The following is an 11,819-nucleotide window of genomic DNA, read 5'->3' on the forward strand; positions in this document are numbered from 1 at the left end:
ATTTTCGAACTGGAAAATAGCCAACCTATTATACTACAAATGTACGGTAGAAAACGGTAGGATGGGGAAGATTTTAGTGATGAAACAACAAGACGAAATACGTAGGTTATAAAGAAATTCAAGGCTTCCTAACTACAGTATCTTAAACCATCGACTTAAAACCTAATCTTATTAAAACACGACACAAACATAAGAAGATACCCGTGTGGTGAATAAGACATAAACTTAATAAAGCTATGAAAAGTCAAGTAAGCGTATTGATCTTTCTGGGCCTTCTTTTCCCAACTTTATTTTCAGCCTGCACAGCGACAGCCGTAACGCAAGATCCTCCGCCAGCCCGCGTTGAAGTTATTCCAAGAGCGCCATCGACCCGGCACGTATGGATTCCGGGACACTACGTTCGCCGGGGACGTAATTACATATGGGTCAATGGTTTTTATAGGGCTACACCAGCACGGTACTCAGCCTGGGTACCGGGTCAGTGGCGCCAGTCCCGCCGTGGTCCGGTATGGGTTGAAGGCCACTGGCGCTAATTAATACGTAAATTCTGGAAGGCCATTATCGTTTGATAGTGGCCTTACTTTTTAGGCTATTATTTCCTTTTCGTCACCGTTTGATACTGTAAAGGTGTCATCCCGGTGTGCAGCCTGAATTGCCGATGAAAGTGCGAATTATTGACAAATCCGCTTTCTGCGCATACCTGCCCAACGCTCAGGTTAACGTCTGTAAGCAATTTACGAGCGTGGCTAATACGTAGTTCATTAAGGTACTCGACAAAAGATTTCCGAGTACGCTTCTTAAAATACCGACAGAAGGCAGCCGGAGCCATACTTGCCACTGATGCAATGGTCTCTATTCGAATTTCATCCCGGAAGTGAGTCAGCATAAATTCCAGCACCCGCTTCATGCGCTCGGTTTCGGCTCTACCGGGAGCCAACTGATAGCCCGCACTAGCCAGCAATGTTGCCTCAGAATCAGCGGCTAATCGGTGTAGCACGTCGAGCATACCCAGTAACTGGGGAAATCCGCTCTGGTTCAGCAATTGCTCCATTAGAGCAGCCAGCGACTGACTCACGGCTGAGCTAAAGCGCAGCCCATACCGGGCACGTTCCAGCAAGTGACGTATCGAGTCGGCCTCGGGTATTGCAGCCAACACACGCTGGTCGAACGAAGCCGGAAATTGAATAACGATGGACTCTGCTTGCTGCGCTACGTTGCCGGTGTAAAAATCGTCGTCATTGCGCCAGAAATGAGACAAATCCGGTCCCAGTAATACCAGATCACCCGCCTGAAATGCCTCGACATGGTCGCCCACAAACCGACGCCCATAGCTTCTAACAATATACGTCAGTTCGTACTCAGGATGATAATGCCAGGGTGCGTCAAAATAGGATAACTGAAACCGTCGAACCAGTAGCGAACTCTGCTCACTGAACATTATCTTCTCGAAGAGTGCTTTCAAAGTATACTACGTTATTTTAACGTACTAGCGAATTAGTGAAGAATTAACTAGTCAAAATTGCACATAAATCAGCAAAATGGTGTCAGTTATCAGATAGTAAAGCCGGTTAATTTTGTCTCAGTCGCTACGTCTAAATAAGAGCGATTTTACTCCTAACTCCTTTCACTGATGGAAACCACAATTGACAAAGAAACCTTACTGAACGAATTAGATCTGCCCTACACGGTCAGCCCGGAAGCGATTGCATTCTATCAGCAGAATGGATACGTAAAACTCAAGCACGTATTAAGTCAAGCCGTTATTGATTACTACGGCACTATCATCACAGATCTGGTTTTCCGACTTAATACGCTCATTAAGCCAATGGAAGAGCGGACGACTTATGAGCGTGCGTTTCTGCAAATTATGAACCTATGGCTGGAAGATGCCGAAGCGAAAGAATTCGTTTTCTCGAAGCGACTCGCCAAAATCGCTACCGATCTTATGAGCGTACAGGGCGTACGTATTTATCACGACCAGGCCCTATACAAAGAACCGTCGGGAGGTATTACGCCCTGGCACGCCGACCAGTTTTATTGGCCATTGGCATCGCCCAATACCGTTACTGTCTGGATTCCGCTACAGGAAACACCTATGGAAATGGGGCCGCTGGCTTTTGCCGAAGGGAGCCAGCGAGTTGAAATCGGTCGCGATCTGGAAATTAGCGATGAGAGTGAGAAAATTCTGGCCGACGAACTACAAAAGCAAAATTTTACCGTGTATGACGCCCCTTTTGATTTGGGTGAAGTGAGCTATCACGCAGGCTGGACATTCCACCGCGCTGGACCTAACGTATCGAATCGTCCGCGTGGGGTAATGACGATGATTTATATGGATAAGGATCAAGTCATTATGCAGCCTCGTAACAAATATCAAGTGGCCGATCACGCCAAATGGCTCAATAATGTTCCCATTGGCAGCAAGCCACAGGACGAGCTAAACCCGGTTTTGTTTAGCTATTGATACGTAGTAGACCGCTTTGGGGAAACTGTTTGTTGATTCGGTCGATGCAAATGGAAATATTTTGGTGGTATTTCTGTTGTCCAACTAAACCATCACTTACCCAAAGCGGTATGAAATCATTATTCGCGCTTGTTGCGTGGTTATTCGTTACCCTAAGCGCAACGGCGCAAATTCGTAAAGACCCGACTCATTGGTCAGCCAAAGCGGATAAACAACCGGCTAAAGTTGGCGACATTGTCAGCGTTCAGATTCAAGTCAGTATTGACGATAGCTGGCACATTTATTCCAATGATCTTGATCCTACTATTGGCCCAATTCCAACGTCATTCAAGTTTTCTCCCTCCGATGCGTATTCGCTCGTGGGCAAACCTACGCCAGTAGGTGTTAAAGAGGTTTTTGAAGAAGTTTGGGGGGGCAAAGTTCGTCAGTTTGAGAACAAGGGTATTTTTATTCAGAAAATCAAAATCCTGAAACCAGACGTAACTTTCTCAGGTACATCCGAATATCAATCTTGTTCTACCAAAGAGGGTGTGTGTTTACCACCTGCCGAAGCTGAATTTTCAGTAGCGATCAAGGCCACTTCTACGGCAACGCTGCCACAAGCTACTACGGCTACAGCTGTAGCTTCAACGCCTAAAACGACTTCGGTTGCTACGTCGGCCGCATCCGAATCGGTTGCTCTGGCTACAACCCAAGCCAGCACCGTAAGTGCAACAGAAGCGACTAAAGCAACTGATGCCGCTGTCATAGAAGACGTTAGAAAGAACAACTTAGCGCTAAATGAAACCGGCACTACAGCAGGCGGTTCATTGTGGAGTTTTATGCTAGCTGCTTTTCTATCAGGTCTTGTTGCCTTGCTTACACCCTGCGTATTTCCAATCATTCCGGCTACAGTCAGTTTTTTTACCAATCAGCAGGGTGGATTTTGGAAGGCATTGTTATACGGTGCGTTTATCATCGGCATTTACGTATTGATTGGGACGGTTGTATCCCGTTTTAACGGGCCAGCCTTTGCCAATTTTGTCAGTACACACTGGTTTCCGAATCTCCTGTTTTTCGCCATTTTCTTTGTCTTTGGCCTTTCGTTCTTAGGTCTCTTTGAGATAGTATTGCCAAATTCACTTATTAATCAGGCCGATGCGAAGTCCGAACAGGGGGGCATTTTAGGGATTTTCTTCATGGCCTTTACGCTCGTACTGGTGTCGTTCTCCTGTACAGGTCCAATTGTGGGCAGTTTGCTCGTGGCCTCAGCGGGTGGCGAGGTGGTGAAGCCGATTCTAGGGATGGCCGCTTTTTCGTCGGCTTTTGCCATTCCCTTTACGCTGTTTGCAGCTTTCCCGCAATGGCTGAAAAATCTTCCCCGATCAGGTGGATGGCTCAACTCGGTAAAGGTGGTGCTGGGCTTCATTGAACTGGCGCTGGCGCTGAAATTTCTGAGTATTGCTGATCAGGTTTACCATTGGGGCTTACTTGATCGTGAAGTGTTCCTATCCATCTGGATTGTCATTTTTGCCCTGATTGGTTTCTATTTCTTAGGTAAGCTTCGTTTGCCACATGACAGCGAGACCAAGTTTATCAGTGTTCAGAAGCTATTGTTAGCGATTGCTACGTTCTCGTTCGTCGTTTACATGGTTCCTGGCTTGTGGGGTGCACCGTTGAAAGCACTTTCGGGTTATCTACCTCCTGAAACCTCTCAGGATTTCAATCTTCATAACAGATCAACAGCCCTAGCCACAGCAGCCACTACGTTGTCAGAAACGCCTAAATACGCCAACCTCTTCAAGCTACCGCATGGCTTACAGGGTTTTTTCGATTACAAGCAGGGGCTGGCGTATGCGAAGAAAGTAAATAAGCCCGTGTTCATTGACTTCACGGGGCATGGTTGTGTTAACTGCCGCGAAATGGAAGCCCGCGTATGGTCAGACCCAGCTGTCTTGTCGCGACTACAAAATGATTTCGTGATTCTGGCTTTGTATGTAGACGACAAAACCGAACTGCCCGAAGCTGATTGGTATACCTCGACCTACGATCAGAAAGTCAAAAAGAGCATTGGAGCCCAAAATGCCGATTTGCAGATCACGAAGTTCAATAACAATGCCCAACCTCACTACTGCTTAGTGAACAGCGACGGCAAACTGCTGGTATCTCCCAAAAACTACGATCGCGACGTAGCGCACTTTGTGGCGTTTCTGGAATCTGGGAAGGCGAAGTTTTAATCTATTTCAGGTATGGACACAATATATGTATTGATGATAATCAACACATCACAAATCGGGTGAACCTAGTTTTTGTCTGTAGTCGAAACCAATGGCGAAGTCCAACGGCAGAAGCAATTTATAAGAACCATGCTGATTATACGGCAAAGTCTGCTGGAACAGAGCTCTCTGCCCGAATCAAGCTAACGGCTAAACTTCTGGAGTGGGCCGACTTAATTTTCGTGATGGAAAAGCGGCATAAACAACGTATCATCGATAAGTTTCCTGATACGGTTAGAAGCAAGCAACTGATTGTTCTTGATATTCCCGATGACTACGGGTACATGAATGAAGAATTGATTGAATCCATAAAGTCATCCGTTTCTCCTTATCTGGATTAAGTAATCGACATAAAACACGTAGTAGCTCCTGTAAACAAAAAAATCCCCGCCAGACTCTGGCGGGGATTTTTTGTCAAATAATAAATTCTGTAGGCTAGGCAATTGCTTCGGCAGGAACTGGTTCTGCCTGTACCAATTCCATATCAGGTCTCGATTGATCAGAAACAGGAACACGGCCACGCTCCTTCCGAACGATGCGCGAGTAAAGCGATATCTCCTGATCGAACAGAAAGAGAAAAAATAGCTTCACAAACGATGTATGGTATTTCAGCGACTCGTAATACTCAGGAGCCGATTTCTTAATTTCGGGTAGCTTATTCCAGGGAATGGATGGGAAATCATGGTGCTCATTGTGGAAGCCTACGTTCAGATTCGGGCCGTTAAGCGGGCCATAATAGCTATAGGTTTCCTGTGCAGGATCGAGCGTTAGGAAGTGCTCCTGAGCCCAGCGGGCACCTAATGGGTGGAGCCCAACCGAGAAGAATAGACACAGCACCATGAATGCCAGCGCCTTCCAGCCAAACAAGGTTACAATCAGCACATCAAACGTAATCTGAACAATAAAATTAGCAATTACCCACTTATCAAAAACAGCTAACTCTTTCATCCGCAGAGTGCGAATACCTTGAAAAATAGGATAGAACAGCAACCAGATGGCCTTCCCAATCGAATAATTTTTGATGAGTTTAGCTTCATACCAGTCTGGCAAATCAGCATCTAGCTCATGAACACCCTGAAACGCGTGGTGCTTGATATGAAAGTTCTTGAACGTCAAAGCCGTTGGGAAAACCGTTGGCAGGTTGGCAAAAATAGCCGCCCACATGTTGGCCCCTGGTTTGCGAAAAATCAAATTGTGTGCTGCCTCATGAATGCAAACGAACAGTGTATGGGCCGGAAATGCCCCAATGAACCAGGCAGCCGCTACAACAATCCACCACGACTGATCACGGACCAGATAGGCCAAACCCGTCATGAGTATAACACAACCCAGAATAACCCAGAATGTAGTGGGGTTTTTCTGTCCAATCAGCTTTTTGATTTCGGGGTGAGACTTCAGGATTTGCCGGGTGCGAATCCGATGAGGTTCAGAAGCGTTCGAATGAACAAAATCAGTTAATGTTGCCATAGATGAGTGTCGCCAGAACAACGGGGCCGCCCGCGCGGTTCGGTGAATACGAAGAGTAAAATTAACACATTTTCAACTGGTAACGCCATTTACGTAACCTAAATTCCATGATTTTAATAGACCTTTCACTTAATAAGAAAGGTGGAGCCAAGTAGCCCCACCTTTACTAATTCAGGTTGATTCAACAAAAAACGTGATGATTCTTATGTAGTGAATGATAAGACTGGTGGTTTAGAAGCCAATTGGGAATGAATAACCTAGCGAAAAAGCCACTCCGCGATTCCGAACATTCACGTTTACAACAGGCACTTGTATCTGGCGCGTGAAGCCATGCGTATAGCGACCTTCGATAAAAAACTTTCCAGCACCGGCATCCATTGATAAGCCCAGGCCACCTACGGCTCCAACATCCCAGCGACTCAGCATGCCCCCGTAGTTAACATCCATATCGAAGGGTTGCGTCGTGAATAACGCCGACGCACGGGTACGGATACGACCGTCGAGCGCGTAGCTAACCGCAGGGCCAGCAATCAGATATGGCTGTACGGCACCTTCGCTCAGGTTAAATTTGAACAGTAATGGGATTTCAAGATTTTGTGATTGGTAGGCAACCGTTGCGCCAAGCGGCAGATTGAATCCCCCTAGATTCAGATCGAGTTTTTGTTTAATGGCAACCCCTTTCTGAACGTAAGCAAATTCAGGTCTGAATGATACGCGGTCACTCAGTGGAATATCCAGGAAAATAGCGCCCGTCGGTCCGGCAGTCGAATGGAAATCCGGGGTTAAACTACCAAGGTATTCAGGTTTAGACGCAAAGCCCCAGTTGGCTCCACCCCGGATACCGACCTGAACCTGGGCAAATGATATTTGAGAAATTAATAAGCCAACGAAGGCAAAAACACTGGCAAGCACAATTCGTTTCATGGTCTTGAAGGATAAAAAATGATTGATAAAAAGTGAACCTGAACTTGATTGTGTAAAGTGTTTGCGATAGGCGAATCGGGTTTCTTACTGGCTAATTCGTTGGTTAGAGAGCGTAGTAATGGGAAGGATTAATGGGCAAAGAAAATAATTTATGCACCTTAATAAAAAAGGATTTGAATGCCTAGCCAGCAATAGCTGTTTTCCTTTGCTAATCAGCAGGTTGTACTTTTTCTTGAAAACATTGTAACGGTATCGTAACTTTACTCATTACCGACTCCCCTTAACCTGACGATGAAGTACGTTAAGCCAACCAAGTTCAGCTATTTACCTAATTTCCTGATGCCGTTGGACCTGCTTGGTTTGTTTGAATGCGACCCATTTGGCAACTCCCTATTATTCAGAAGATTAATAATTGGCCTGGTGGGTTGGTTGACCTACGCCCGATACACGGTTGTGAATCGCATTGAGATTAAGGGGACCGAAAACCTGGAAAACCTGCCGATCAACAACGTACTGTTTCTGTCCAATCACCAGACTTACTTTGCCGACGTCATTGCTTTTTTCCACATCTTCTGCGCCGTAAAATGGGGCTTTCAGAATACCATGGTGCCCCCTGTCTATTTGCTTGGGCCTCGGGCGCGGCAGTACTACGTAGCGGCTTCAGAAACGATGAAAAAAGGGATTGTTCCTCGTGTATTTGCGGCCGGTGGTGCCTTAACTATCGAACGATCCTGGCGGGCCGAAGGACGCGAAGTGCAGCGGTCAGTCGACACGTCGGCCAACGACAAAATTGCGAAAGCATTGGCGCATGGCTGGGTTGTCAGCTTCCCACAGGGTACGACTACGCCTTACGCGCCTGTTCGAAAGGGAACGGGGCACCTTATCAAAAATATTGACCCAATCGTTATACCGGTGGTTATCAATGGGTTTCGCCGGGCTTTTGATAAGAAAGGACTACGTTTTAAAAAACGCAATACGCTGTTAACGGTGCAGTTTAAGGCACCCCTCCAGATTGGACCAGACGAAACAGTTGATGACATTGTAGCCAAAGTTCGGCACGCGATTGAGCAGGATGCTCCTGAATGGGCACAGGAGCAAGGTTAGTAGACGCCCGGCCAGGCTATTCAGCTTACAATACCCAGCGGAAGAAAATATAAAGTGTAAAGGACAACAGCACAGATACGGGCAGAGTCAGCACCCAGGCGAGCGCAATATTCCGAACGGTGCCTGCCTGAAGGTTTTTAACGCCTTTGTTGGCTACCATACTTCCGGCGATACCCGATGACAGTACATGCGTCGTACTAACGGGTAATTTCAGCGCGGAGGCTAATCCAATCATCATGGCAGCCACCAATTCGGCCGAAGCGCCCTGTGCGTAGGTCAGGTGTTGTTTACCGATCTTCTCCCCCACGGTTACCACAATCCGGCGCCAGCCAATCATGGTGCCGAGACCTAACGATATGGCAATCATCAAAATGACCCACAAGGGCGCATAGTCCGTGAAACGCCGAAGACCGCTTTCTTCACCCAGGTTTTTGTTCAGGGCTGACAACTGGTTTGCACTAAGATTTGCGCCTTCGTCTTCAGCAATTTTTTTCATGTTGCTGTTAATTAGCAGCAAATCCTTTCGAACGTCCAGGCGCTTTTCGTTCGGAATTTTATTATCAACGAGAGGGCCGTTTATTAACGCCTTTAATTCAGTTAGCTCAGTCCGTGTTTGAACCAGACGATCACGATTAGCGGGCGAAAGGTTATTCGAATTTAGCGCGGCAATGGTCTGTTCGATACCGCCAATGTTCGTTTGCATCAAACGGGGATCAAGATTGGTTTGAACCGCAAAATGATACGGTACTATACCAATCAGAATCAGCATAATGAGACCAACGCCTTTCTGGCCATCATTGCTGCCGTGAAAGAAACTTACCAGTGAGCAGGTTGCAATCAATATACCCCGAATCCAGGAGGGGGGAAGGCTATTCTTCTTGGGTTCTTTAAAAAGGGCATCTTTAACATCGTCGGGTACAGAACGACGTAGCACAAACATCAAAACAATGGCCAAACTGAACCCCAATAATGGAGAAAGAAGCAGAGCGTAGCCGGTTTCAATAGCTTTTTCCCAGTTTACAGCGGCTCCGGTTATGTTGTCTGGCATTGTTGCAAAAGCCAGTCCTACGCCCAAAATGGACCCAATAAGCGTGTGCGAACTGGAACTGGGCAGCCCAAAATACCAGGTGCCAAGATTCCAAATGATGGCGCTGAGCAGCAAAGCCATCACCATTGCCACACTATGATAAACGTTCTGGTCAACGAGTAACTCGACCGGCAGCAGGTTGACAATACCCATGGCGACCCCAATACCGCCCAGCAAAACGCCGGTGAAATTGCAAATTCCCGACCACACCACGGCATAGGTTGGCTTCAGGGAATTGGTGTAAATAACAGTAGCTACGGCATTAGCCGTATCGTGAAATCCATTAACAAACTCAAAGGCACAGGCAGCGAATAGGCTGATAAAGAGGAGGATAAAAACATCCGTTTCTAATCCAAACATAACTAAGGTATCGTCGGTGATGAAGCAAACGGTGGGTCCGTAAGCCAATGATTGCCACAAAAGTACGTCAAACTGGGCAGAGCGATATTACCAAATTGTTAAGACACGTAGCATGTCTTTCCGGCTACGTTACTTTTTGCCTGCCAATTGCCCGCAGGCAGCATCAATATCTTTACCCCGACTCCGACGAACATTCACGATTACACCTTTGCTTTCTAAAAAGTCGGCGAAACGATCGAGCGTTTTAGGGTCCGTATTTTTGAAATTAGCTTCCGCAATGGGGTTGTATTCAATAATATTTACCTTGGCAGGGACACGTTTCGTAAATTTCCAGAGTTCCTGCGCATCCTGCAACGTATCGTTGAAATTGTAGAAGAGGATATATTCGAACGTGATACGGGTGCCCGTTTTCTTATAAAAATAGCTCAGTGCATCGCCCAGCACCTCCAACGTATTGCTCTCGTTGATCGGCATAATCTGGTCCCGCTTCAGGTCATTAGCTGCGTGTAGGGATAGGGCTAAGTTGAATTTCACTTCATCATCGCCGAGTTGCCGGATCATTTTGGCAATTCCCGCCGTCGAAACGGTAATTCGCTTAGGCGACATACCTAAACCGTCAGGCGAGGTGATGCGATCAATCGATTCCAGTACGTTTTTGTAGTTTAGCAACGGCTCACCCATTCCCATATAGACAATGTTCGAGAGCGGTGCGTCGTAATGCTCTTTCGCCTGCCGGTCAATGGCAACCACCTGATCGTAAATTTCAGCCGCGTCGAGGTTACGTTTGCGATCCATGTAGCCCGTTGCACAGAATTTACACGTCAGCGAACAACCTACTTGGCTCGATACACAGGCAGTCATGCGGTCTGACGGTCCGTCGCCACGGTCATCATTGCGAAGGGCCGGAATCAGGACACCTTCTACCAGATTCCCATCAAACAAACGGAACGACGACTTGATCGTACCATCATTGCTACGTTGCTGCTGATCAACGGTCAGGGGTCGAATTTCGAAGTGTGTGTTCAGCAAGTCACGGGTCGACAGCGACAGGTTCGTCATTTGTTCGAACGACTGCGCTGATTTCTTCCAGAGCCATTCATGAACCTGCTTAGCGCGAAAACCCTGTTCCTTGTGCTCTGTAAACCAGGCTTTTAATTGCGGGGCCGAAAATTTTCGGATATCTTGTTTCATATCTTTCATAAAGAGCGAAAGAGTGCAAGAGTGAAAAAGCGAAAGAAGCCAGACCACTTTTTCACCCTTGCACTCTTTCACTCTTTATAATGTCTGCTCGCCATCTCTTTCCGGTTTCCAGACCTTTCGGTACCCAGACAGCCGCTTTGTCCATCACTTTTGGCGCGATTGGTCGTACATAGGGGTACAAAAACGCACTTTCGGTCTGGCGAGGGGGCATTTTGACGCCCATATAGCTCAACAACCAAAGGATAACACTAATTCCAAAGACCCATGTAAAAACGCCCACCGTCGCTCCGGCCACACTGTCGAACGTACCAAGAACAGAATATTTCAGTGATCGACGTATGGCAAAACCCATCTGGTTGATCATGAACACAGTAGGAAAGAAAATTACCGAGAAGCCAAGCCAGGGTAGCAGTTTTCGAGCCAGTTCGCGACTGATATAGGGGCTAAGCAAGTCGATTCCGAACGCCAGAAACTTGAAGCCAATAATCATAGCCACGACAAACGCAATGACCGCCACGATCTCCACAAAAAGACCTTTTCGATATCCGTTGAAAGCTCCCCAAGCGAGGGGAATAAGCATTAATATGTCGAGCGTATTCAAAGAGCGAAAGAGTAAAAGAATGAAACCGGGCCGATTTCTATGGATCAAGCAAGGGGGAGGGCATAAGTTTTGTCATATTTTTTGCCTCGCTTGACCACTGCATAGACCCGATGGATGAGTTTATTTCGTAATGCGTTGATGACCAACATCTTATTTTTACCGTCGGCGACTTTACGTTGATAATAATCCTGTAACTCTCCTTTCACCTGTAGGGCCGACATGGCTGCCATATGGAGTAACGTTTTAAGTGATTTTCGGGCATGATGATTCACGCGGGTCTTGCCCCGTACACTACTGCCTGAAGAGTGCTCAAAGGGAGCTACGCCCGCATGGCAAGCCAGCTTTTTAGGATACTCA

Annotated in this window: 12 protein-coding genes; 5 read left to right on the forward strand and 7 right to left on the reverse strand. The window is 46.9% G+C overall.

Annotated features, from left to right (window positions below; all coding sequences use genetic code 11):
- Positions 1–236 precede the first annotated feature (236 nt).
- Complete coding sequence (locus BM202_RS16645; protein ID WP_093828026.1) at positions 237–533, forward strand: YXWGXW repeat-containing protein; 297 nt, start codon at positions 237–239, stop codon at positions 531–533.
- Positions 534–592: 59 nt separating this feature from the next.
- On the opposite strand, the gene BM202_RS16650 is transcribed toward BM202_RS16645, so the two are convergent.
- Positions 593–1,462, reverse strand: a complete 870-nt coding sequence (locus tag BM202_RS16650; protein WP_093828028.1) for a helix-turn-helix domain-containing protein — start codon at positions 1,460–1,462, stop codon at positions 593–595.
- A gap of 168 nt (positions 1,463–1,630) precedes the next feature.
- Between BM202_RS16650 and BM202_RS16655 the strand changes: the two genes are divergently transcribed.
- From BM202_RS16655 to BM202_RS16665, 3 genes are all read left to right on the forward strand, one after another.
- Entirely contained in the window at positions 1,631–2,464 is an 834-nt protein-coding gene (locus BM202_RS16655) for a phytanoyl-CoA dioxygenase family protein (RefSeq protein WP_093828030.1), read from the forward strand.
- A 110-nt stretch (positions 2,465–2,574) separates the two neighbouring features.
- A complete protein-coding gene (locus BM202_RS16660) occupies positions 2,575–4,680 on the forward strand; it encodes a protein-disulfide reductase DsbD family protein (RefSeq protein ID WP_093828032.1) in 2,106 nt (701 codons plus the stop codon).
- Between the two features lie 59 nt (positions 4,681–4,739).
- Positions 4,740–5,060 carry a low molecular weight protein tyrosine phosphatase family protein gene (locus BM202_RS16665; protein WP_093828034.1) on the forward strand — a complete coding sequence of 107 codons (321 nt, stop codon included), beginning with the start codon at positions 4,740–4,742 and terminating at the stop codon, positions 5,058–5,060.
- Positions 5,061–5,154: 94 nt separating this feature from the next.
- On the opposite strand, the gene BM202_RS16670 is transcribed toward BM202_RS16665, so the two are convergent.
- A complete protein-coding gene (locus BM202_RS16670; protein ID WP_093828036.1) occupies positions 5,155–6,186 on the reverse strand; it encodes a fatty acid desaturase in 1,032 nt (343 codons plus the stop codon).
- A 231-nt stretch (positions 6,187–6,417) separates the two neighbouring features.
- On the reverse strand, positions 6,418–7,110 hold the full coding sequence (locus BM202_RS16675; protein WP_093828038.1) for a porin family protein: 693 nt from the start codon (positions 7,108–7,110) through the stop codon (positions 6,418–6,420).
- Positions 7,111–7,401: 291 nt separating this feature from the next.
- Here BM202_RS16675 and BM202_RS16680 point away from each other — a divergent pair, with 291 nt between their 5' ends.
- Positions 7,402–8,214: a lysophospholipid acyltransferase family protein gene (locus BM202_RS16680; RefSeq protein ID WP_093828040.1), complete on the forward strand. Its 813-nt coding sequence runs from the start codon at positions 7,402–7,404 to the stop codon at positions 8,212–8,214.
- 25 nt (positions 8,215–8,239) lie between these two features.
- Here BM202_RS16680 and BM202_RS16685 read toward each other — a convergent pair whose 3' ends face one another.
- The 4 genes from BM202_RS16685 to BM202_RS16700 form a co-directional block, all read right to left on the reverse strand.
- Positions 8,240–9,661, reverse strand: a complete 1,422-nt coding sequence (locus BM202_RS16685) for an inorganic phosphate transporter (protein ID WP_093828042.1) — start codon at positions 9,659–9,661, stop codon at positions 8,240–8,242.
- Positions 9,662–9,790: 129 nt separating this feature from the next.
- Positions 9,791–10,852: a dual-specificity RNA methyltransferase RlmN gene (gene rlmN, locus BM202_RS16690; protein ID WP_093828116.1), complete on the reverse strand. Its 1,062-nt coding sequence runs from the start codon at positions 10,850–10,852 to the stop codon at positions 9,791–9,793.
- A 61-nt stretch (positions 10,853–10,913) separates the two neighbouring features.
- The gene (locus BM202_RS16695; protein WP_093828044.1) at positions 10,914–11,441 is read right to left on the reverse strand and encodes a CvpA family protein; all 528 of its coding nucleotides are present in this window, start codon (positions 11,439–11,441) and stop codon (positions 10,914–10,916) included.
- A gap of 65 nt (positions 11,442–11,506) precedes the next feature.
- Positions 11,507–11,819: transposase (locus BM202_RS16700; protein WP_143100701.1), on the reverse strand; the 313-nt coding region annotated here is incomplete at its 5' end.

Source organism: Spirosoma endophyticum, from assembly GCF_900112365.1.
Lineage (GTDB): Bacteria > Bacteroidota > Bacteroidia > Cytophagales > Spirosomataceae > Spirosoma > Spirosoma endophyticum.